Here is a 20,807-nt window from a genome sequence, read left to right as displayed (position 1 = left end):
TTATGTACTACGGTTTCGATATGGGCGGCACCAAGATTGAGCTGGGGGTGTTCGACGGCAACCTGCAGCGCATTTGGCAAAAGCGGGTGCCGACGCCGCGTGAAGACTACCGGCAACTGCTGGCCACGCTGTGCGATCTGACCCTTGAGGCGGATGCGTTTTGCGGCCGGCGCGGCAGCGTCGGCATCGGCATACCGGGCCTGCCCAACGACGATGACGGCACGTTGTTTACCGCCAACGTGCCGGCGGCGATGGGGCGGCCGCTGCCGCGCGATCTGGCGGCGCTGATCGGGCGCGAGGTGCGCGTCGATAACGATGCCAACTGCTTTGCGCTGTCGGAAGCCTGGGACGACGAGTTCCGCCGCTACCCGACGGTGCTGGGCATCATCCTCGGCACCGGCGTGGGCGGCGGTCTGATCGTCGATGGCAAGACGGTGCCTGGGCGCAACTATATCGCCGGCGAGTTCGGCCATTTGCGCCTGCCGGTGGACGCGCTCGAGGTGCTGGGGCGTGATGTGCCTCGCGTTGCCTGCGGGTGCGGCCATCAGGGTTGCATTGAAAATTACATATCGGGCCGCGGTTTCGAATGGATGTACGCCCATTTCTATGGCCGGCGCTTGCCTGCCACCGAGATCATTGCGCATTATCAGGCGGGCGAGCCGCAGGCGGTGGCTCACGTCGACCGCTTTATGGACGTGCTGGCGATCTGCCTGGGTAACCTGCTGACGGTGCTGGATCCGCATCTGGTGGTGATCGGCGGCGGGCTGTCGAATTTCGACGCCATTTACCAGGCGTTGCCGCAGCGGCTGCCGGCGCACCTGTTGCGGGTGGCCCGGCTGCCGCGCATCGAGAAGGCGCGCTATGGCGACGCCGGCGGCGTGCGCGGCGCGGCGTTCCTCAATTTGGCGCGCCCAACGTAATGGGCGTTGAGGCCGGGCGTGAATGTAGGCAGCCCACCACGCCTCAACGTCCAGTAAGAAGGGTAAACAGGGAAAAGTAAGGAGAGAGTTAATGCACACTCGCCATCGGCTGTGTCAGTTTCGCAAGAGTAAGCATGTGCTGCATCAGCGCTTTCGTTCACGCATTTTTCACCGTGACACCATGGCGGCGGCCGAGCTGAAAAAGCCGTTTGTGGTGGTGTTGACCGGGGCCGGCATTTCGGCCGAGTCGGGCATTCGCACCTTCCGCGCCGCGGATGGGCTGTGGGAAGAGCACCGGGTGGAGGACGTCGCCACGCCGGAAGGTTTTCAGCGCGATCCGGCGCTGGTGCAGGCGTTTTACAACGAACGCCGCCGCCAGCTGCAGACGGAGGAGATCGCCCCGAACGCCGCGCACCGCGCGTTGGCGGATTTGGAAGAGTGGTTGGGGGACAACTTCCTGCTGGTCACGCAAAACATTGATAACCTGCATGAGCGCGCCGGCAGCAAGCGGGTGCTGCACATGCACGGCGAACTGCTGAAGGTGCGTTGCACCCAGTCGGGGCAGGTGTTCGAATGGCCCGGCGATCTCAGCGTTGACGATCGTTGCCATTGCTGCCAGTTCCCGGCGCCGCTGCGGCCGCACGTGGTGTGGTTCGGTGAGATGCCGCTGGGCATGGACGACATCTACCAGGCGCTGAGCAAGGCCGATTTCTTCGTCGCCATCGGCACCTCCGGCCATGTCTATCCGGCGGCCGGCTTCGTGCATGAGGCGCGGCTGGGCGGCGCTTACGCCATGGAGCTGAACCTGGAACCGAGCCAGGTAGAGAGCCAGTTCGATGAGAAACACTACGGTCTGGCCAGCGAAGTGGTGCCGCGTTTTGTGCACAAGTTCCTGGTGGGCAAGGTGGCGCGGGCCGACCAGCCCTGAGAAAGGCATCAGGGCGCAATGCGCCCTGATGGGATGGCGGGCGTATTAGCGCCCGGCTTTCAGCTTTTGGAAGTAGCTTTCGTACAGCGTGCTGGCGTCGCCGACGTCGTTTTGCCACTCGCCGTGCTCAATCACCGCCTTATCCGGGTAGAGCGACTTGTCGTTGGCGATCTCCGGCGACAGCAGCTTCTTCGCCGCCAGGTTCGGCGTCGGGTAACCGATGGTCTCCGCCACCTGCACCGCGATTTCCGGCCGCAGCAGGAAATCGATCAGCTTCAGCGCCCCTTCGACGTTGCGCGCGTTGGCCGGAATGGCCAGGCTGTCCATCCAGAAGATCCCGCCTTCCTTCGGCCAGACGATCTCCAGCGGCGTGCCGGCCTGGCGCGCCACAAAGGCCGAGCCGTTCCACACCATGCCGACGTTGACTTCCCCTTCCATAAACGGGTTTCCCGGGTTGTCGGAGTTGAAGGCCAGCACGTTCGGCATCAATTTCTGCAGTTCGTGGTAGGCGGCTTCGATCTCTTTCGGGTCAGTGGTGTTGCCGGAATAACCCAGCTTGAGCAGCGCCATCTGGAACACTTCACGCGCGTCGTCGGTCAGCAGCAGGCGGCCTTTGTACTGCGGTTGCCACAGATCGGCCCAGGAGGTGACGGTGGACGGATCCTGCGCGTCGCTGTTGACGCCGATGGCGGTAGCGCCCCAGATGTAAGGAATGGAATAGTCGTTGTTGGGATCGAACGGCTTGTTCAGCAGGGTGGGATCGAGATCCTTGAAGTGGCTGAGCTTGCTCTTGTCGATTTTTTGCAGCATGCCTTCCTTGCTCATCTTGGCGATGAAGTAGGTGGAAGGCACCACCAGATCGTACGCGCCGTCCTTGTAGGTCTTCAGCTTGGCGTACATGCTTTCGTTGGATTCATAGGTGGAATAGATCACCTTGATGCCGGTTTCTTTGGTGAACTGCTCCAGCAGCCCCGGCGGGACGTATTCAGTCCAGTTATAGAAGTACAGCGTTTTGCCGTCAGAGGCGTTTGCAGAGCAGAAACTCAGCGCCATCATCCCGGCTGCGAGCAGATGTGACCACTTTTTCATGCAGCGTATCCTTCAGCAGTAGTGAGCCGAACCCGTATGGGCTGCCGTTTTCGGCCGCGCCATACCCCAGAAAGGGGCCATTATAGGGGGCGGGGCGGGGTGGGTAAAGGCGGTTATCCCGCTGGCAAATCAAGGGGTTCAGCGCCTTAAAGCGCATCACAATTTGTGTGTCTCGCGCTGGACAGGCGGTGAAGCGCGTGCGAAACAATAATTTTGGCGAATAAACGAGGGCAGCGATGAATTTCAAACAGGTCTTCAGCCAGGCTGAGCTCAGCAAGACGGATCTGACGATTTTGCACTGCATTCTCGACAACCCGGACGCCTGCATCGACGACGGCATCCGTGCGGTGTCCGCACGCTGCTACAGTTCCCCCTCGACGCTGGTGCGGCTGGCTAAAAAGCTGGGCTTTCGCGGCTATCTCGAACTGGTCTATTTCATCAAGTTCAACCTGACGATGGCGCCGGCTTACCAGGCGGAACGCGCTACGTCGGCGGCACCGCCGGCCCAGCAGGCGCAGTTTCTCGATCTGCTAGACAACGGCAAGATCCTGATCCACGGCAGCGGTTTTTCGCAGCTGGTGGCTCAATATATGTACAACAAGTTTATGACGCTGGGTGTAGACAGTTATCTGTCGCTGTGGCCGGATTTCGACATTCTTGACCGTGAGACGCGCTTTCGCTTCGACATGGTGATCGTGATTTCAAAGTCGGGCAACAGCGGCTCGGCGCTGAGCTGGAGCGAGGCGGTGAAGCGTAACCGCATTCTGCTGGCGGCCTTCTGCGGCGACGGCGGCAGCCCGCTGGCGCAGCAGGCCGACATGACCTTTCTGTTTGAGGACCGGCAAAAATACGATCACGATATCTACTATCCCAACCCGTTTTTCGGCCACTGTCTGTTGGGATTCGAGAATGTGATCACCGCCTGGTTTGAACGTCGCGGCCGCTGACGGCCGCACCGTTTAGCGCCAGTGCCCGGCATACGCGCGGTGGGCCTGCAGGTACTCCTCCACCAGCGTTTTCGCCAGCGAGTAGGAGTTGACCAGCGGGTGCACCATCAGCGCCTTGATGGCCAGTTGGCGGTTGCCGGTCAGGATCGCCGCCACCGCCAGCCGTTCGTACTCTTTCACCTGCGAAATCAGGTTTTTCTGGGTGTCGGGAATATCGCGCATTTTGACTGGCTGAATGCCGGCGCTGCTCAATTCGCAGCTGATTTCGATCACGTCATCCGGGTGCAGAAAATCGAGCGTGTCGCGGTTTTGCATCGACACCACCACGCGTTTTTGCCGGCCGCTGTTGACCGCCTCCAGAATGTCGATCGCCACCCCGGCATAGCCGCCGCTGTCCGGCTGCTCGATAAACTGTTGTAGCGTCAGCATCTCGCGCGTTTTCACCTTGCCCTGGTTGGACTCGCGCTGCATGTAGGAGTTTTCGCGCTGCAGATAATGGCTGAAATAGACAGAGAAGGCGTGTTCCAACTGGTGGGGGATGTCCAGCACGCCTAACTCTGACAGCATTTGGCGGTTGATCGCCGCGATTTGTTCGCCGCGGGTCTCGCCGCCCGCGACGATGGCGGCGATCGCCTGCTCACGATAGTAGTAATAATAGAGATACTCGTTGAGCATCAAATTGTCCGACAGCGCCACCAACTCCGGCGAGAAGTATTTCATGCAGGTATCACGATACAGGCGCGGATCCGCCAGCAACCGCTCCGTGACCGGTTCGCCGTTGACGCGCGCATTGCGGAACCAGGAAAGATGGTTGAGGCCGAAGCAGTCGACGCTCAGTTGGTCTTCGCGGCAGCCCAGCAGCTCGGCCAGTTCGCGGATAAACTCGCTGGGGGCGTCGCAGATGCCGTAGACCCGGCGCTGGAAGCCGGATTTGATGATCGCCTCGGTCACCATGCCGGAAGGATTGGTGAAGTTGAACAGGACCGCGTCCGGTGAGGAAACCTGTTCGATCAGGCGGCAATAGTCGAGGATCGCCGGAATCGAACGCATTGCCATGGCGAAGCCGCCGGCGCCGGTAGTTTCTTGCCCGAGCAACTGGTGATTGAGCGCGATGCGCTCGTCATGGATGCGGCCTTCCTCGCCGCCGATGCGCAGGGTAGTGATGATGTAGTCGGCGCCTTGCAGCGCCTGGCGCGGATCGCTGCTGAGGCTGAAAGCAATGTCGCTGCGAATGCGCTGGAATACGCCCCGCGCGAGGGCGCCATAGATCGCCAGATGGCGCTCATCGGTATCCATAAACACCACTTCGGTAATGCCGATGCGATGGGCGTTATAGGCGATGGATTTGGCGAGGAACGGGGAACGCACGCCGCCGCCGCCGAGAACGGTTAATTTCATTCGATATCTCCCATTAATAAAGCGTTAGAGTGTCGCTAAATATTTTTCTACCTGATTTTTGACCTTGCCGACCGTGACGCCGTAAATTACCTGCACTTCACGGCGATTCTTCACTACGCCTTTGGCGCCGGTGCTTTTTAACGCGGCTTCATCCACCCGCGTCATATCCTTTAATTCCACCCGCAGTCGGGTAAAACAGTTATCGACGGAAATAATGTTTTCCTTGCCGCCCAGCGCGCGAATAATGATGCCGCTCGGCTCGTCCGGGGTATTTTTGCGGTTCCGGTAATCCTGTTTGGAATAGAGTCTGACGTCCTGATCATCTTCACGACCCGGCGTCTTCAGATTGAGCTTCAGCACCAGCGTTTTGAACACCAGGTAATACACCGCAAACTGCACCAGGCCGATGACCACGTACAGCGGCCAGCGGGTGAGGGAAACCGGCAGCGGCAGGTTATAGGCCAGGAACTCGACCAGCCCGCTGGCGCCCCAGGGGCGTACCTGCAACAGGTTGCAGGCCACCTGCGACAGCGCGGTCAACACGGCATGGATCACCCACAGCAGCGGAGAGATAAACAGGAAGGTGAACTCTATCGGCTCGGTGATGCCGACCAGGATCGAGGTGGTGATGGCCGGGATTAGAATCGCCTTGGCCAGCATTTTCTTTTCCGGCTTGGCGGTGTGATAGAAAGCCAATGCCGCGCCCGACAGGCCGAAGATGGTCACCATCCCTTGCTGCGAGAAGCGCAGCGCCTCGTTCATCAGCGGCGAGATGCTCGGGTCGCGCATATAGGCCAGGAAAATCGCCTGCGAACCGGAGACGGTCTGGCCGTCCTGCACGATCGAACCGCCGATGCTGGTGAGCTGGAACGGCGACCAGATAAAGTGGTGCAGCCCGGTGGGGATCAGGAATTTCTCAAAGAAGCCGTAGACGAATACCCCGAGCGAGCCGGCGCTTTTCATAAAGCCGGTCAGCGCGATCAGGCCCTGTGAGATCGCCGGCCACAGGTAGCTGAAGGCGACGGCGTACAGCATGATGATCGGCGTCATGGCAATCAGCACCAGCTTGGCGCCGCCGTAGACCGAGAACACGCCGTTGAGTTCGACGTTGCACAGGCGGTTATGCACCCAGGCGATGGTGACGCCGAGGATAAGACCGAGGAAAATGCCCATATCCACCACGGTAAAACCCAGCAACTCCGTCTGCCCGGTGCCGTAATATTCGCCGTTGATCTTGGCCGCGACATGGCCGCTGAATTGCAGATAAGAGGCGTTGGCGCCGAGGAACATGATAAAGCACATCACGGCGACCAGCGCCGCTTCGCTTTTCTTGTCTTTGGCCAGGCCGTAGGTAATGCCGATGCAGAAAATCAGCCCGAGGTTGCCGAATAATGGCCAGAAGGTATCGCCGATCATTTTACCGATAGAGAAGACGGCGGAATGTTCATTGATTAATGTGGCATTGGTGAGAATAGAACTGAGCGCCAGGATCAGACCGATTACCGGCAGGAAAAATATCGGCCCCATCATGGCTTTGGAGAAAAGCTGCAGCTTGCTTAAGATATTATCGATAATACCTTTCATGGCAGTTCCTTTTTATATTTTAATGGATGACGACGTTGCTGAATAAACTCCCTGGAAGCGAGAAAAAAATAAGGCACCTTGCCTGAGTTCAGTTATAGGGGGAAGTTTTCGCCGCTGCAATCGGCGGGGCGGAAATAGGCACCGATGGTCAGGGAGTGACAACCGGTGCCGGTTGTGAAGGGGATCACAACCGGGCGCCGCAGCGCCCGGCGGGAAGGGTTACTCGGCCTTGGGCGAGCGATCGCGCATCACCCACTGGCTGGCGATCACCAGCACCAGCGACAGCAGCAGCAAAATGGTGGCCAGCGCGTTGACCTCCGGTGAGACGCCGACTTTCACCATCGAGTAGATCTTCAGCGGCAAAATCTCGTAGCTCGGCCCGGTGACGAAGGAGGAGACCACCACGTCGTCCATCGACAGGGTGAAGCTCAGCAGCCAACCGGCCGCCACCGCCGGCATCGCCAGCGGCAGGATGATTTTGCGCAGGATGGTGAACTCGCTTGCGCCGAGATCGCGCGCGGCTTCCAGCATCTTCACGTCGAAGCCTTTCAGGCGCGCGTAGACGGTCACCACCACGAACGGCAGGCAGAAGGTGATGTGCGAGAACAGCAACGACCAGAAGCCGAGCGAAATGCCCAGCAGCATGAACAGCACCAGCAGCGAGATGGCCATCACGATGTCCGGCGACATCATCACTACGAACAGCATGCCGCCGACAAACGGCTTGCCGCGGAAGCGGTAGCGGTACAGCGCCACCGCGGTCAGCGAGCCGATCAGCGTGGCGAAGGTGGCGGAGAGCACCGCCATGGTCAGCGAGTGGCCCGCGGCCTGCAGCAGGCTGTCGTTATTCAGCAGGGTGCTGTACCACTTGGTGGTAAACCCTTGCCAACTGATACCGAAGCGCGAGGCGTTGAAGGAGTTGACGATCAGGATGACGATCGGGATATACAGATAGGCGTATACCAGCGTCATAAAGCCGCCGCGCAGCAGACGTCCGATCATGCCAGATCCTCCTTCTTGTTCAGCAGGCGTGCGGCCCGGTAATAAACCAGCAGCAACAGCCCCATCACCAGCGTCAGGCAGATGCTGGTGGCCGCGCCGAACGGCCAGTCGCGGATATTGAGGAACTGGCTTTTAATCACGTTGCCGATCAGCAGGTTTTTGGCGCCGCCCATCAGATCGGCGACGAAGAACAGCCCCATCGCCGGCAGCACCACCAGCAGGCAGCCGGCGATAATGCCCGGCATGGTCAGCGGCACGATGATGCGGATAAAGGTTTGCAGCTTGCTGGCGCCGAGGTCGCGCGCCGCCTCCAGGCAGGACTTATCGAGCTTTTCGATGCTGGAGTAGAGCGGCATCACCATAAACGGCAACAGGATATACACCAGGCCGAGGACGACCGCTTCCGAGGTGTACATGATGCGCAGCGGCTTGTCGATGACGCCGATCCACAGCAGCGCGTCGTTGAGATAGCCGCGGGTGCTGAGAAACAGCTTCAGGCCGTAGATGCGGATCAGCGAGTTGGTCCAGAAGGGCACGATCAGCAGAAACAGCAGCAGCGGCCGCACTTTCTGCGGCAACCGCGCCAGGATAAAGGCGAACGGATAGCCGATCGCCAGGCAGCACAGGGTGGCGATCAGCGCCATGTTCAGCGAGTGCAGCAGCACCTGGGCGTACAACGGATCGAACAAGCGCCGGTAGTTGTCCAGCGTGAACACCATCTGCACCAGGTTGGCGTCGTCGCGGGTCAGGAAGCTGGCGCCGATGATCATCAGGTTCGGCATGAACACGAACAGCAGCAGCCAGGCGACGACGCCGACGATCACCACATTCTGGAAGACTTTACGCGATTTCTTCATCGGCCAGCACCACCTCCCAGCTTTCAACCCAGGTTACCGCCATCTTCTGATTGAGCGAGTGATCGACGTCCGGATCGTCTTCGTTGAAGAACTCGCTGACCATCACCGTTTTGCCGCTCTCCAGCTCGACCACCGATTCCAGCGTCATGCCTTTGTAGTTGCGCTCGCGCACGTAGCCGATCAGCCCGTCGTGCTGCGCGCTGTCGTTCACTTCTTCCACCCGCAGATCCTCCGGGCGCAGCAGCACCTTCAGCTTTTGGCCCGGCTCTACCGGCAGATCGGCGTAGATGTCGCACTCGCGGCCTTCTACGTTGGCGCGCACCCGCTGCGGATCGAGGCGTTGCAGGACCACCGCGTCGAAGATGTTGATCTCGCCGATGAAGCTGGCGACGAACAGGTTCTTCGGCTCTTCGTAGATCTCACGCGGCGTGCCGTCCTGCTCAATGCGGCCTTCGCGCATCACCACGATGCGATCCGACATGGTGAGCGCTTCTTCCTGATCGTGGGTGACGAACACGAAGGTGATGCCCAGTTTGCGCTGCAGCGCTTTCAGTTCGTTCTGCATCTGCTTGCGCAGCTTGTAGTCCAGCGCCGACAGCGATTCGTCCAGCAGCAGCACCTTCGGCTTGTTGACCACCGCGCGGGCGATGGCCACGCGCTGCTGTTGGCCGCCGGAGAGCTGGCCCGGCCGCCGCTTGGCAAAGTCGTCCAGCTGCACCATGCGCAGCGCCTCTTCGACGCGCGGCGTCAGTTCCGCCGCCGGCACCTTTTGCATGCGCAGGCCGAAGGCGACGTTGTCGAACACCGACATGTGCGGAAACAGAGCGTAGCTTTGAAACACGGTGTTGACGTGGCGATGTTCGGCCGGAATGGCGGTGATGTCCTGGCCGTCGAGCACGATGCGGCCCACATCGGCGTCTTCCAGACCGGCGATCAGGCGCAGCACCGTGGTTTTGCCACAGCCGGAGGGGCCGAGAATGGTGAGGAATTCGCCGTGATTAATCGTCAGATCCAGATCGGCAATGATGGTTTTGCCATCGAACGCTTTGCTCAGGGCATGCAGTTCAACAAGGGGAGTCGGAGAGGATGTCTCAGTCATTTATCGTATTACTCTATCCCGTGGGCTAATGCAGATAGAACCGCAACTGGAAAAGACTGCCGGAGCTTGCGGGATACCCGCTGATCAAATGAAGCTCAAACCAGTTACGCCAATGGAAATTTTTCGAGCGCGCATGATAGACGCTGAATGCCGGAATTGAAAGCCGATCCGGCCCAGATGCCGCGTTTTTCATCATGATAGCGACAAATGACCCTGTGATGACAGCATTATTCCCCTCAGAAATCATCACAAAGATTAATGATATTGGCGAATTCTGGTTAAAAATGACCTGACGCAATATTTGATCCTGATCGGTTCCGCATAATGAAACGCGATATTCTGAGGGGCCGCTACCATGGACAAATTACTTGACCGCTTTTTCAACTACGTCTCTTTCGACACCCAGTCCAAAGCGAACGTAAAGCATGTGCCGAGCACCGACGGGCAGTTGAAGCTGGCGCGTGCGTTGCAGCAGGAAATGATCGCGCTCGGCTTCGAGCGGGTGTCGCTCAGCGAACACGGCTGCGTGATGGGCACCTGGCCGGGTAACGTCGCCTGGCCGGTGCCGGCGGTCGGTTTCATCGCCCATCTGGATACTTCGCCGGATTTCAGCGGTAAACACGTCAATCCGCAGATCGTCGAGAACTATCGCGGCGGCGACATTGCGCTCGGCATCGGTGATGAAGTGCTGTCGCCGGTGATGTTCCCGATCCTGCACCAGATGCTGGGGCAGACGCTGATCACCACCGACGGCAAAACGCTGCTGGGCGCCGACGACAAGGCAGGCATCGCCGAGATCCTCACCGCCATGGTGCGCCTGCGCGCGCGCAAGATCCCGCACGGCGACATCCGCGTGGCCTTCACTCCGGACGAGGAGGTGGGCAAGGGCGCGCAGCTGTTCGACGTGGCGGCCTTCAATGCGGAATGGGCCTACACGGTGGACGGCGGCGGCGTCGGCGAGCTGGAGTGCGAAAACTTCAACGCCGCCTCGGTGACGATCAAAATCCTCGGCAACAGCGTGCACCCCGGCAGCGCCAAGGGGGTGATGGTCAACGCGCTGTCGCTGGCGACCCGCATTCATCAGGCGCTGCCGGCGGACGAAGCGCCGGAGACCACCGAAGGCTACCAGGGTTTTTATCATCTCAGCAGCATCAAGGGCAGCGTAGAGCGAGCCGAAATGCACTATATCCTGCGCGACTTCGAGCGCGAAGGGTTCGAGGCGCGCAAGCGCAAGATGGTGGACATCGCTCGCGAGGTCGGCAAAGGCCTGCCGCGCGATTGCTATATCGAAGTCAGCATCGAAGACAGCTATTACAACATGCGCGAACAGGTGGCGGAGCACCCGCACGTGATCGCGCTGGCGCAGCAGGCGATGCGCGATTGCGACATCGAACCGATGATGAAGCCGATCCGCGGCGGCACCGACGGCGCGCAGCTGTCGTTCCGCGGCCTGCCGTGCCCGAACCTGTTCACCGGCGGCTACAACTACCACGGCAAGCACGAGTTCGTGACGCTGGAAGGCATGGAGCAAGCGGTGGCGGTAATCATGCGCATCGCGGCGCTGGCCGCCGAGCGGGCGCGGTAAACACCTTCGTTCCCCGGCCGGCTAGCGCCGGCCCGACTATGCTTTTCTGATCCGCCCGGCGGGGCCCAGCGCGCCCGCCGTTCACTTTATGACCGCCTTTCTCACGGTTGTCTTGAGCGTCAGAGGGCTGGCCGCTTTTAGCAGCAATTCCGAGTGTGTAATAGATAAAAATTAAACGAGCAACTTTTGGCTTGGTTAAAAACTATTTATAAACAATCGCGGTTCCACGTGAATTACTTGCCACTTCCAATGAGGTTATTTTGAAGTAAGCACCACCCATTTTATCTGCCTGGTCAGATAACCCCTGGATAATCTCTGATGTGGAAGCGTTAGGATTACTGTAACTGACACTACCAATTTTATTTTTTCCAGCAGGAAGCGGTGTTGAAAATGTCACCTCAGTCGCAGCCATGCTGGCAGCAGAGAAAATGATTGCGCTGAAAATAATTATTTTCTTCATGGTAAGTTCTCCATTTGTATGATTTCTTGAATGTGTAAATATTTTACGATAAAAATTTTCTTTGTGATAAACAAAAGAAGACGTCGGATGAACATTAACGGTCAATATGGAATAGGATTCTTCTTCTGTTTTTAATTTTGCTATTTTAAAATCATCTATGGCTGAATAAAGAGATTTTTACGATATCGGTCAGGCGTGGTTCCAGATATTTTCTCAAACATGATAATAAAGGAAGATGGATTCCCATATCCTAATTGCCAGGCGATTTCTTGAATGGTCATGCTGGTTTTCAACAAAGACAGTGAGTGGATAAAACGCAGGCGCGAACGCCATTCACGAAATGGCATGTGCAATTTCTCGTTAAATCTTCTGGAGAGCGTTTTTTCTGAGGCGAAGACTTTCTTGCCCCACTGCTGCAGCGTACAGTTATCACCCGGATTATTGTGCAGGTATTCAATGATCGGGCTTATATATTTATCTGTAGTGCTCGGCAAGTAAGTTAGCCTTTTTGAGCTCTCTTCCAGTTGGTCGATAATGACATTCGAAAGATTGAGATCTTTATCATTGGCCAGGATGTCCACGTGACGGTCTAAGAGGTCGTTAATGATAGCTCGATTTATTTCTGAAACCTCAATAATGCACGGCGTGGCAGATAAACGATGGCAATATTTAGCGGGAATCGAGATTGAGCAGTAGTCCGTATTTTTCTCGTTATAGCTGGAATGCAGAATGCCAGGGGGGATCCACACTGAGTATTGCCAGGGCGCGATGAGGCTTTCCTCATTGTTAATGTTGATCTCCATAACGCCAATATTGATGACATTAAGCTGACCCCAATCGTGTTTATGCAGTACCACTTCGGTGTTTGCCGTTAGAGAAGCGCTAAGTACGCTAATATATTCATCGGATATCTTTAATCCTTCCAGCAGCGAATTATGGTAGTTTTTATTCTTCATAAACGGCTCCAATCTCATTTATAATTGAGAGAATACACAGGGAAACTCTCTTTAACTCACCACTCTCTTCTGCTATCTGTGCCTGTAGCGCGCCTGCACAGTCTGGGTCCACATGAAGAATGCCCTCTTTGGCCCACAACTGCAACTGACGGATTAACGGTAAAAGCGGCGTATTTTCAAGCCTGTGAAATTTTACATGACACATGATGATGTACAACGACATGAGGTCGGCTAAAACGCTAAAGTCATCACGGGTGTGCGCGATCAACATTGCACTTCTGCGCAGTTTATCGTGCATGCTTTTTAGCTGGGCATGGAGGTCAAAACTTTCCTTTTTAATGTCCTGGAGAATGAGCGTTATTGCATCTTTTATCAGATCGCGATTTTTGATTTTTTTGCTCTCTGGAAACAGCATAACCAGCCCCAGGCCTGCAATGCCGACGCCGGCAATCCCCCCCAGAGAACTCTGCATAAAGACGGAGAAACTGACCGGCTCGCCGTTGGAAGGTTGAACAGAGAAGTAAAACTGTGTCAGGAAGGTGATACCGATTAAGAATGTCTTACTTTCGACCAGCAGCCTGCCGCCGTAAATCATAAATGGCAGTTGAGAAAAGAAGTAAATGGCAGGCTGCGTATAGGCATAGCTAAAACCATAGATGAAATGAATATAAACCCACGCACCAATGACGCCCTGGATCGTACCGTTAAAAATCTCTTTGGCTGCACTCAAGGGGGCAGGGAAAGATGAGAGCAGGACGATATAGACAATGCCCAGAATGGTCATATCACTCCCGCCATCCCACCCTGACAGGTACCACAACGTAAACAGCAATACGGATACCAACAAGGTTCTGATTCCACGCTGTAACGCTTGGGAAACCGACTTGTACTCCGGAAAGCGATGAGGTCGGTCAATCGCCTTATCGCGAAATTTTCCCCACTCTCTTTTATAACGTACCGATTGGGTCACAATGTTGTCGTAGTCGCGCTGAATATTGACGGAGATTTCACCACCAATACGCAACGAATGTCGCAGTGTGTTGGCGTAGAAAAATGCCATCAGGGCCACATAGGAAAAGCGGTCAAACAGGTTTGCGGAACGCAGGCTAAATGCGGACTCATATTTGATAATGGTTTTGTTGGCGATAAGTTCCGAGACATTATTGAAGTTACCCTTAAGTTCATCGAGAGATACCTCTTGCCTTCTGGCGATCTTTTTGTGCAGTAGCAGCGCGCCTCTATAGATGGACAGAATCCTCTCGTTCACATTGAAGTTGCTGTAGTGCATAAACATAAGCAGGGAAGTGACCACGAGTATCCCCATACCCATCGTGACATCGGTAGCGCGAAAAATTAAGTTATGGAATGCCCTCTGTGGGTTTCCCAGTACCGGGATGGATATGAATGCGTATGTATATCCGGCAAGCTGATATATATAGGCATTTTCGCTCATGACAAAGCTCGACATCACAGTCATGGTCGTTACCCACAGAAGCGAGAGGCCAATGAAAAAGAATGGATTTTCCGGAAACAGGAACGCAGCAATAAAAGAGAACAATATCCCCAACCCGGTGCCGATCAGCCGGTTTCTGGCCTTGAGATATAGGGTGCCGACAAAAGACTGTGAAACGACAATTGCACTCATGATGGAGGTGGCGACACCGTCGATGCTAAAGTAAAAGGAGCACAGTTGAATAATAAATATGGCGATACTGAGATGGATGATGCGCAGCGCGCTTAGTGATATTTTCATTGTTCCTCGACGATTTCCACCGTGCAGGTCATGCCGGAGATCAGTGCTTCGTAGCCTTTTTCGTGGGGATCGATAACGATGCGCACGGGGATCCTCATTGGCAGGCGAACCCACTCAAATGTCGGATTGATATCGTGTAACTCACCGGTGCTGCTTTTATCGCTACTGTCAATGATGCCGCGGGAGATGCTGTCGACTCTCCCTTCATATTGACTATTTTTATTCAGCAGGATAATTTTTGCTTTCTGATTAGGCTTGACTCTTTGGATCTGATCCTCTTGGAAATAGGCATACACATAGAAAGAGTCCTTTTTTACGATTGAGACAATGTTTTTTCCCGCATTCAGATAATCACCGGGGTGAATAAGCAGGTTGGTAATATAGCCGTCGGTGGGGGCATAAATTCTAGTTTTACTTAGAGCAAGTTCCGCTTTGCGGTTTTCCTCAACCGCTGATGAATAGTTCGCCAGTGCCATTGCGTAGTTCAGTGCGGCGTTTTCTACATCTTCTTGGCTGATGACCTCTCCGGCCAGACCCTTTCGTCGGTTATACCTATTTTTTAGACGACTGACTTCAACCTTCTTTGATTGCATGGCGTGATAACTTTCTGCGGCGATGATTTTGTATTCGCGTTCATCAACGACAAATAACAGCTGCCCTTTTTTAACGGGTTGGTTATCATGCACATAGACACTTTCCACATAGCCGTTGACCTCGCTCGACAAGGCAATGACGTCACTCCTCACTCTGCCATCGCGGGTCCATAGACCGTATACTTGTTTCGAATAAACAGCGTAAACAGAGATACACCCTAGAACAAATATCAGTAATGTCAGGTAAATATTTCTGGTGGTTTTCATTTCAGATCCAGCGAGTAAATAGTGAGAGGCTTATTAAGTAGAGCGAAAAACAGAAAAGGGGTTTATGCCATACGTTTTTCCAGAAGCTTAAATGCTTAATTACAGATAACACTATTTTATACAACAACCAAGATTCGATTAATGTCTTGAGAATGTTTGGAAAGGCCATACCTAAAAGCACTGAATCTTCCATTAGTTAAGTTTTACGTTAATCAGGTTTGATATTTATTATCACATGTCTTTTTTTGTTCACAGTAAACAAAACCGGACACTGGGTTAACAATACCGGACAGATGGCCATTAAGATGGCTACGATGCCACTGCTATAAGTATGGGTATCAAGTGTAAAGTATAAATCGATCCTCTAAACCCCATGTGCTTTAGCCATCCTCGTTAAGTTCGGTGCCGGCCGATATATCCGCTGATGTCATGTTGTTCAGAGAATTGCGTAATTTTTAAGCGTTATGTTCAAACGTGATTATGGGATAAGTTGCCACATTGCTAGAGGCGTAGTGATGTGATTTTGGAGCGGGGCATTATTGGAAGCGATAAATAACGGCCCGCTCTGGAGGGCCGTTATTGTGGTTTAGTGGGGGTATTCCAAGAACTCAGTCGTTAAAGTACCAATAGCCGCTGTTGACCAGCGCGGTCAGCAGCGCCAGGAATGACGGGTCGTCCACCGCGTCGCCGAGCAGGGCGGCATCGACGCTGAAGTGCTGGCACAGGGCGTCTGCGGCCTGCAGCTGGTCGGTGTCGATCAGTTCACCGTTGACGAAGCAGCGATCGCCGACGCGCAGCACGCGCAACCCGCCCAGGCGCTGCAGCGCTTCACCCTGTTGCAGCAGTTCGTAGATTTCCCCGGCCTGATACGGCGGCTCCGGCGGCGCCAGATCCAGCTCGTGGCGCGACTGGGAGATAAACTCGCCGAACCAGTGCTGGAAGTGTTCCGGCTGTTGCACCAGATCCAGCATCATCTGCCGTAAGGCGTCCACTTCCTGCGGCAGGATCTCCGCTGGGTGTTCGCGCAGTTTAACGTCCGGATCGCCGTAGCGTTTGCTGCCGAGCTCGCGCGCCAGCACGTAGTCGGCGAAGCCGCTCACCAGCTCGCGGCCGTTCGGCGCGCGGAAGCCCACCGAGTAGTTGAGCGCGTTTTCCAGCGCGTAGCCTTCATGCGGGAAGCCCGGCGGAATATAGAGAATGTCGCCCGGCTCCATCTCTTCGTCGATGATGGCGTCGAACGGTTCGACCTGCAGCAGATCCGGGTGCGGGCAGTGCTGTTTCAGCGGCGTTTTTTCCCCGACGCGCCAGCGGCGGCGGCCGGTGCCCTGAATGATGAACACGTCGTACTGATCGAGGTGCGGGCCGACGCCGCCGCCCGGCACCGAGAAGGAGATCATCAGGTCATCCATCCGCCAGTCCGGCAGTTGGCGGAACGGGCGCATCAGCGCCGCCGAAGGCTCATGCCAGTGGTCCACCGCCTGCACCAGCAGCGACCAGTTGTTTTCGCTCAGGTGGTCGAAGCTCTCGAAGGGGCCGTGCGCAACCTGCCAACGGCCGTCCTGGTGGCTGACCAGACGGCTGTCCACTTCGTTTTCCATCGCCAGCCCGGCCAGCTCATCCGGGGAGATCGGATCGATAAAGTTTTTGAAGCCGCGCTTCAGAATCACCGGACGCTTTTGCCAATAACGTTGCAAAAAATCGTTCCAGTCCAGATCTAATTGATAATCCATGTTCTATTCCAGGATAGGGGAGTGAGCCTGAGTGCGATTATAACGGAAGTTTGGCCCCGTGGATCGGGGCCGCAGCGGCATAATTTACTCGTTGTGGTGGGTGTCGTGCTGGCGGGCGAAGGTGACCTGCATGCGCGCGCCGCCGAGCGGGCTGTCGCTGATGACGATTTCGCCGTCGTATTGCTCGATGATCTCCGCCGCCACCGACAGGCCAAGGCCCTGGCCGGGGCGCAGGGTATCCACCCGCTGGCCGCGCTGGAAAATCAGCTGGCGCTTGCTTTCCGGGATGCCCGGGCCGTCGTCGTCGATAACGATGGTGAGGTTTTTCTCGGAGTGCAGCGAGGTGATCTCCACGAACTCCAGGCAGTATTTGCAGGCGTTTTCCAACACGTTGCCCATCACTTCCATAAAATCGTTCTTCTCGCCCATAAAGGTCACTTCCGGCGAGATATCCAGCGTGATCACCACCCCTTTGCGCTGGTAAACCTTGTTCAGCGCCACCACCAGGCTGTCGAGCAGCGCCGGCACCGAGTGGATCTCGCGCGTCAACACCGTCTGGCCGGAGTTGATGCTGGCCCGGTGCAGGTAGTAACCGATCTGCTGCGAGATGCGCCCGATCTGATCCAGCATGATCGGCTCGGCTTCTTCGATGGTGGTTTGCTTGCCGCTGCGCAGCGAGCGCAGGGTGCTTTGCAGCACCGCCAGCGGCGTTTTCAGGCTGTGGGTCAGATCCGACAGGGTGGTGCGATATTTGGTGTAGCGCTGGCGCTCGTTGCGCACCAGAATGTTCAGATTGCGCACCAGCCCGCGCAGCTCGCTGGGCGGGTTCTCATCCAGCTGATCGCGCTCGCCGTTCTCCAGCTCGCCCACCTGATTGACCAGCGCCTTGATCGGCCGCAGGCTCCAGTAGGCCGCCAGCCACAGCAGCGGCACCACCAGCAGCAGGTTGGCCAACAGCACGTAGCTGAACCACTCCCACACCACGTCGGATCGCTGTAGCTCCTGCGGAATGCTGTCGACCACCACGATGGTCAGCGCCGGCAGGCGAGGCGTGGCGGCATAGGTGTTGACCGCCACCGAGTGGGTCAGCGCGTTTTGATCGGTATCGTCGTAATTCTTCAGCTGATCCTGCGCTTTGGGGTTGTCCCCCAGCACTTCGCTACTGACGCGGGTGTCGGTGTCGATTTCGTAGAAGCCGGACTCCTCCAGCCATTCCTTGTTGATCAGCTTCTCGAGCTCCGGCACCTTGCGCTGGCTCCATAGCAGGTTGCCTTTATCGTCGTAGATAAATACCAGCGTCGGGAAGTTGAGATCGAGATCGGGGGGAATGGCGATGGTGAGCTTGTTGTCTTTCCACTGCGCCAGGCTGAAGAACAGGTTGCTCTCGCCGCGCAGCAGACGGAAGGCGGTTTTGTCGAAGCTGACGATATAGCCGACGACCGCCACCAAACCGTAAGAGAGCGACAGCGCCAAGATCACCCCGGCGGTCGCCATCAGGAAGCGGGCACGCAGCGAAAACGGTTTTTTATTCTTGTTGAACATCATGTTCACTTCGCGTCAAAACGATAGCCCTGGCCACGTACCGTGGTGATCACTTCATGCGGGTATTCCGCCTGCACTTTCTTGCGCAAGCGGCCCATCAGCACGTCGATGGTGTGGCTTTCACGCAGTTCGGCGTCCGGGTAGAGCTGCAGCATCAACGAATCCTTGCTCACCACCTTGCCGGCGTTGCGGATCAGGGTCTCAATGATGGTGTATTCAAAGGCGGTCAGCTTGATCTGTTGATCGTTGACGCTCAGTTCGCGGCGCGACAGATCGATCTGGAACGGCGGCAGCACGATCACTTGCGAAGCCAGGCCGCTGTTGCGGCGCATCAGCGCCTGCATGCGGGCGATCACTTCTTCCAGGTGGAACGGCTTGGTGACATAGTCGTCGGCGCCGGCTTCCAGCACCGCCACTTTGTCCTGCCAGCTTTCGCGGGCGGTCAGCACCAGGATCGGCAGCTTGGTCTGATGGGCGCGCCAGCGGCGGATCAGGCTCAGGCCGTCTTCACCCGGCAGGCCGAGATCGACGATGGCGATATCCGGCGCGTGCTCCTGCAGGAAATAATCGGCTTCCTTGGCGTCTTCGGCCGCGTCGACCTGATGGCCCATCTCGCGCATCTGAACGGAAAGGTGGTGACGCAGCAAACCATTATCTTCAACAACCAGTACTCGCATGGCGAACTCCTGTGACTATGCGGGTGAACGTCCTGTCACCCACGCGATAAAAGGGAACACGCTCTGCGGCGTGTCAGGGAATAACGCGGCCACCTGAACCATTTTGACAAAAAGTGCTGAGGCTATGGTAGGTATAACCCGCCCGGCTCGCAAGAGAGCCGAAGCAATGTATTAAAATAAGCGTTATCAATTTGTTCACCGACATTATCGACAAGCTCTGATAAACGTCGGATAAACAGCGGCGGGGCAACATTAAACGCAACTTAAACGCCCCAGGCATTGCCCGCGAAAGGGAAGTGTGAGCCGGGGCGCTTGATAAGCTTTAAAGGTACTAATAAGGTATTATTGAGGCAACGGTACATTTTCTCAGGAGCGACGGATGAAGCAGTTAACCCAGGCAGAACGCATAGCGGGAGCACTTTACGGACAGATGCTGGGCGACGCGCTCGGCATGCCTTCCGAGCTGTGGCCGCGCGAGCGGGTTAAGCGCCATTTCGGCTGGATAGACGGCTTTCTCGATGGGCCGGCGGAGAACACCGCCGCCTGTTACTTCAAGGCCGGGCAATATACCGACGATACCGCGATGGCGTTAGCGCTGGCCGATGCGCTGCGGGAAGCGGAAGGCGAGGTGGTGCCGGAACTGATCGCCCGCAACGTGATCCGCTGGGTGGACAGTTTTGACGCCTTCAACAAGAACATTCTCGGCCCCAGTTCCAAACTGGCGTTGAGTGAGCAGAAGGCGGGCACGCCGATCGCCGAGTTGGAAAACAACGGCATCACCAATGGCGCGGCGATGCGCATTTCGCCTTTGGGCTGCGTGCTGCCGTCCGCGCCGCTGGAGGATTTCTGCCAGCAGGTGTGGCTGGCCTCCAGCCCGACGCACAAATCCGACATCGCCGTCGCCGGTGCGGTGGCGATCGCCTGGGCCGTCGCGCGAGCGGTAGAGGGCGCGGACTGGGCCTCGATTCGTCTGGCGCTGCCGGGCGTGGCGGAGTATGCCCAGCGCCGGCAGGAGACGACGTTTAGCCCCTCGCTGGCGGCGCGCATCGAGTTGGCGTTTCAGGTGGTGGATGAGGCCGCCGATCCCGAGCAGGCCTCTGAGCGGATATATCAACTGATCGGCGCCGGGGTGAGCACCATCGAGTCGGTGCCGGCGGCGCTGGCGATGGTGCAGCTGGCGCAAACCGATCCTACCCGTTGCGCGGTGCTGTGTGCCAACCTGGGCGGCGATACTGACACCATCGGCGCGATGGCCACCGCTGTCTGTGGTGCGCTGCACGGTGCAGAAGCGATCGAACCCGGATTGCTGGCGGAGTTAAAACGGGTGAATCCGCTGGACGTTGAGGCGTATGCCCAGGCGTTCGTGCGTTTTCGCCGCCGCCGGCAGGGCGAGGCGTGAGCCGCCGCAAGGTGCAACGGG

At 56.8% G+C, this 20,807-nt stretch carries 21 protein-coding genes; 5 read left to right on the top strand and 16 right to left on the bottom strand.

Annotated elements, in window-relative coordinates; all coding sequences use genetic code 11:
- Positions 1 to 2: 2 nt before the first annotated feature.
- Both nagK and cobB read left to right on the top strand, forming a co-directional pair.
- Entirely contained in the window at positions 3 to 920 is a 918-nt protein-coding gene (gene nagK / locus ACJ8IJ_RS19375; RefSeq protein WP_004941127.1) for an N-acetylglucosamine kinase, read from the top strand.
- A 91-nt stretch (positions 921 to 1,011) separates the two neighbouring features.
- Entirely contained in the window at positions 1,012 to 1,848 is an 837-nt protein-coding gene (gene cobB, locus ACJ8IJ_RS19370) for a Sir2 family NAD+-dependent deacetylase (protein WP_004941131.1), read from the top strand.
- Between the two features lie 45 nt (positions 1,849 to 1,893).
- Here cobB and potD read toward each other — a convergent pair whose 3' ends face one another.
- On the bottom strand, positions 1,894 to 2,937 hold the full coding sequence (potD, locus tag ACJ8IJ_RS19365; RefSeq protein ID WP_015377584.1) for a spermidine/putrescine ABC transporter substrate-binding protein PotD: 1,044 nt from the start codon (positions 2,935 to 2,937) through the stop codon (positions 1,894 to 1,896).
- The gene (locus tag ACJ8IJ_RS19360; protein WP_131164325.1) at positions 2,867 to 3,184 is read right to left on the bottom strand and encodes a hypothetical protein; all 318 of its coding nucleotides are present in this window, start codon (positions 3,182 to 3,184) and stop codon (positions 2,867 to 2,869) included. The genes potD and ACJ8IJ_RS19360 overlap by 71 nt, the downstream gene beginning before the upstream one ends.
- On the opposite strand from ACJ8IJ_RS19360, the gene ACJ8IJ_RS19355 reads away from it, so the two are divergent.
- On the top strand, positions 3,174 to 3,884 hold the full coding sequence (locus ACJ8IJ_RS19355) for a MurR/RpiR family transcriptional regulator (RefSeq protein WP_004941137.1): 711 nt from the start codon (positions 3,174 to 3,176) through the stop codon (positions 3,882 to 3,884). The two genes, ACJ8IJ_RS19360 and ACJ8IJ_RS19355, sit on opposite strands and share 11 nt — an antisense overlap.
- 12 nt (positions 3,885 to 3,896) lie before the next feature.
- On the opposite strand, the gene ACJ8IJ_RS19350 is transcribed toward ACJ8IJ_RS19355, so the two are convergent.
- From ACJ8IJ_RS19350 to ACJ8IJ_RS19325, 6 genes are all read right to left on the bottom strand, one after another.
- Positions 3,897 to 5,282, bottom strand: a complete 1,386-nt coding sequence (locus ACJ8IJ_RS19350; RefSeq protein WP_442518468.1) for a family 4 glycosyl hydrolase — start codon at positions 5,280 to 5,282, stop codon at positions 3,897 to 3,899.
- 24 nt (positions 5,283 to 5,306) lie between these two features.
- On the bottom strand, positions 5,307 to 6,866 hold the full coding sequence (locus tag ACJ8IJ_RS19345) for a PTS transporter subunit EIIC (RefSeq protein ID WP_171403484.1): 1,560 nt from the start codon (positions 6,864 to 6,866) through the stop codon (positions 5,307 to 5,309).
- A 219-nt stretch (positions 6,867 to 7,085) separates the two neighbouring features.
- Positions 7,086 to 7,868, bottom strand: a complete 783-nt coding sequence (potC, locus tag ACJ8IJ_RS19340) for a spermidine/putrescine ABC transporter permease PotC (protein ID WP_075684741.1) — start codon at positions 7,866 to 7,868, stop codon at positions 7,086 to 7,088.
- On the bottom strand, positions 7,865 to 8,725 hold the full coding sequence (gene potB / locus ACJ8IJ_RS19335) for a spermidine/putrescine ABC transporter permease PotB (RefSeq protein ID WP_004941149.1): 861 nt from the start codon (positions 8,723 to 8,725) through the stop codon (positions 7,865 to 7,867). The genes potC and potB overlap by 4 nt, the downstream gene beginning before the upstream one ends.
- Positions 8,709 to 9,824 (bottom strand): spermidine/putrescine ABC transporter ATP-binding protein PotA, encoded by a 1,116-nt coding sequence (gene potA / locus ACJ8IJ_RS19330; protein WP_004941151.1) that lies wholly within the window; start codon positions 9,822 to 9,824, stop codon positions 8,709 to 8,711. Before potA ends, potB begins: the two co-directional genes overlap by 17 nt.
- Positions 9,825 to 9,849: 25 nt before the next feature.
- Positions 9,850 to 10,122, bottom strand: coding sequence for a hypothetical protein (locus ACJ8IJ_RS19325; protein ID WP_126180994.1), 273 nt, complete (start codon positions 10,120 to 10,122; stop codon positions 9,850 to 9,852).
- Positions 10,123 to 10,179: 57 nt separating this feature from the next.
- Here ACJ8IJ_RS19325 and pepT point away from each other — a divergent pair, with 57 nt between their 5' ends.
- Positions 10,180 to 11,409 (top strand): peptidase T, encoded by a 1,230-nt coding sequence (gene pepT / locus ACJ8IJ_RS19320; RefSeq protein ID WP_049188226.1) that lies wholly within the window; start codon positions 10,180 to 10,182, stop codon positions 11,407 to 11,409.
- Positions 11,410 to 11,611: 202 nt separating this feature from the next.
- Here the strand turns inward: pepT and ACJ8IJ_RS19315 are convergent, their stop codons facing one another.
- The 8 genes from ACJ8IJ_RS19315 to phoP all read right to left on the bottom strand — a co-directional run bounded on the left by ACJ8IJ_RS19315 (position 11,612) and on the right by phoP (position 19,387).
- On the bottom strand, positions 11,612 to 11,869 hold the full coding sequence (locus ACJ8IJ_RS19315; protein WP_072010109.1) for a DUF1471 domain-containing protein: 258 nt from the start codon (positions 11,867 to 11,869) through the stop codon (positions 11,612 to 11,614).
- Between the two features lie 155 nt (positions 11,870 to 12,024).
- Positions 12,025 to 12,825 carry an AraC family transcriptional regulator gene (locus ACJ8IJ_RS19310; RefSeq protein ID WP_049278645.1) on the bottom strand — a complete coding sequence of 267 codons (801 nt, stop codon included), beginning with the start codon at positions 12,823 to 12,825 and terminating at the stop codon, positions 12,025 to 12,027.
- The gene (locus tag ACJ8IJ_RS19305) at positions 12,815 to 14,578 is read right to left on the bottom strand and encodes an FUSC family protein (protein WP_442518467.1); all 1,764 of its coding nucleotides are present in this window, start codon (positions 14,576 to 14,578) and stop codon (positions 12,815 to 12,817) included. The genes ACJ8IJ_RS19310 and ACJ8IJ_RS19305 overlap by 11 nt, the downstream gene beginning before the upstream one ends.
- Entirely contained in the window at positions 14,575 to 15,438 is an 864-nt protein-coding gene (locus ACJ8IJ_RS19300) for an HlyD family secretion protein (protein WP_342579180.1), read from the bottom strand. The genes ACJ8IJ_RS19305 and ACJ8IJ_RS19300 overlap by 4 nt, the downstream gene beginning before the upstream one ends.
- A gap of 1 nt (position 15,439) precedes the next feature.
- Positions 15,440 to 15,607, bottom strand: a complete 168-nt coding sequence (locus ACJ8IJ_RS19295; protein WP_411295373.1) for a DUF1656 domain-containing protein — start codon at positions 15,605 to 15,607, stop codon at positions 15,440 to 15,442.
- Positions 15,608 to 16,046: 439 nt separating this feature from the next.
- Positions 16,047 to 17,168: a ribosomal protein uL16 3-hydroxylase gene (locus ACJ8IJ_RS19290; protein WP_004941161.1), complete on the bottom strand. Its 1,122-nt coding sequence runs from the start codon at positions 17,166 to 17,168 to the stop codon at positions 16,047 to 16,049.
- An 84-nt stretch (positions 17,169 to 17,252) separates the two neighbouring features.
- Complete coding sequence (gene phoQ / locus ACJ8IJ_RS19285) at positions 17,253 to 18,710, bottom strand: two-component system sensor histidine kinase PhoQ (protein ID WP_004941164.1); 1,458 nt, start codon at positions 18,708 to 18,710, stop codon at positions 17,253 to 17,255.
- Between the two features lie 5 nt (positions 18,711 to 18,715).
- Positions 18,716 to 19,387 carry a two-component system response regulator PhoP gene (gene phoP / locus ACJ8IJ_RS19280; RefSeq protein WP_004941169.1) on the bottom strand — a complete coding sequence of 224 codons (672 nt, stop codon included), beginning with the start codon at positions 19,385 to 19,387 and terminating at the stop codon, positions 18,716 to 18,718.
- 379 nt (positions 19,388 to 19,766) lie between these two features.
- On the opposite strand from phoP, the gene ACJ8IJ_RS19275 reads away from it, so the two are divergent.
- Complete coding sequence (locus ACJ8IJ_RS19275) at positions 19,767 to 20,786, top strand: ADP-ribosylglycohydrolase family protein (RefSeq protein WP_033645924.1); 1,020 nt, start codon at positions 19,767 to 19,769, stop codon at positions 20,784 to 20,786.
- Positions 20,787 to 20,807 lie beyond the last annotated feature (21 nt).

Source organism: Serratia sp. CY40230, assembly GCF_052168835.1.
Lineage (GTDB): Bacteria > Pseudomonadota > Gammaproteobacteria > Enterobacterales > Enterobacteriaceae > Serratia > Serratia nematodiphila.
This window is presented reverse-complemented; position numbering and strand designations above follow the sequence as displayed.

What these genes read in the sequence shown, in the direction of transcription:
- potB (WP_004941149.1), bottom strand. Translation starts at nt 8,725, where the DNA reads ATGAAGAAATCGCGTAAAGTCTTCCAGAATGTGGTGATCGTCGGCGTC.
- phoQ (WP_004941164.1), bottom strand. Translation starts at nt 18,710, where the DNA reads ATGTTCAACAAGAATAAAAAACCGTTTTCGCTGCGTGCCCGCTTCCTG.
- ACJ8IJ_RS19345 (WP_171403484.1), bottom strand. Translation starts at nt 6,866, where the DNA reads ATGAAAGGTATTATCGATAATATCTTAAGCAAGCTGCAGCTTTTCTCC.
- ACJ8IJ_RS19310 (WP_049278645.1), bottom strand. Translation starts at nt 12,825, where the DNA reads ATGAAGAATAAAAACTACCATAATTCGCTGCTGGAAGGATTAAAGATA.
- potA (WP_004941151.1), bottom strand. Translation starts at nt 9,824, where the DNA reads ATGACTGAGACATCCTCTCCGACTCCCCTTGTTGAACTGCATGCCCTG.
- ACJ8IJ_RS19290 (WP_004941161.1), bottom strand. Translation starts at nt 17,168, where the DNA reads ATGGATTATCAATTAGATCTGGACTGGAACGATTTTTTGCAACGTTAT.
- phoP (WP_004941169.1), bottom strand. Translation starts at nt 19,387, where the DNA reads ATGCGAGTACTGGTTGTTGAAGATAATGGTTTGCTGCGTCACCACCTT.
- ACJ8IJ_RS19300 (WP_342579180.1), bottom strand. Translation starts at nt 15,438, where the DNA reads ATGAAAACCACCAGAAATATTTACCTGACATTACTGATATTTGTTCTA.
- ACJ8IJ_RS19305 (WP_442518467.1), bottom strand. Translation starts at nt 14,578, where the DNA reads ATGAAAATATCACTAAGCGCGCTGCGCATCATCCATCTCAGTATCGCC.
- pepT (WP_049188226.1), top strand. Translation starts at nt 10,180, where the DNA reads ATGGACAAATTACTTGACCGCTTTTTCAACTACGTCTCTTTCGACACC.
- cobB (WP_004941131.1), top strand. Translation starts at nt 1,012, where the DNA reads ATGCACACTCGCCATCGGCTGTGTCAGTTTCGCAAGAGTAAGCATGTG.
- ACJ8IJ_RS19315 (WP_072010109.1), bottom strand. Translation starts at nt 11,869, where the DNA reads ATGAAGAAAATAATTATTTTCAGCGCAATCATTTTCTCTGCTGCCAGC.
- nagK (WP_004941127.1), top strand. Translation starts at nt 3, where the DNA reads ATGTACTACGGTTTCGATATGGGCGGCACCAAGATTGAGCTGGGGGTG.
- ACJ8IJ_RS19275 (WP_033645924.1), top strand. Translation starts at nt 19,767, where the DNA reads ATGAAGCAGTTAACCCAGGCAGAACGCATAGCGGGAGCACTTTACGGA.
- potC (WP_075684741.1), bottom strand. Translation starts at nt 7,868, where the DNA reads ATGATCGGACGTCTGCTGCGCGGCGGCTTTATGACGCTGGTATACGCC.
- ACJ8IJ_RS19355 (WP_004941137.1), top strand. Translation starts at nt 3,174, where the DNA reads ATGAATTTCAAACAGGTCTTCAGCCAGGCTGAGCTCAGCAAGACGGAT.
- ACJ8IJ_RS19295 (WP_411295373.1), bottom strand. Translation starts at nt 15,607, where the DNA reads ATGGCCTTTCCAAACATTCTCAAGACATTAATCGAATCTTGGTTGTTG.
- potD (WP_015377584.1), bottom strand. Translation starts at nt 2,937, where the DNA reads ATGAAAAAGTGGTCACATCTGCTCGCAGCCGGGATGATGGCGCTGAGT.
- ACJ8IJ_RS19350 (WP_442518468.1), bottom strand. Translation starts at nt 5,282, where the DNA reads ATGAAATTAACCGTTCTCGGCGGCGGCGGCGTGCGTTCCCCGTTCCTC.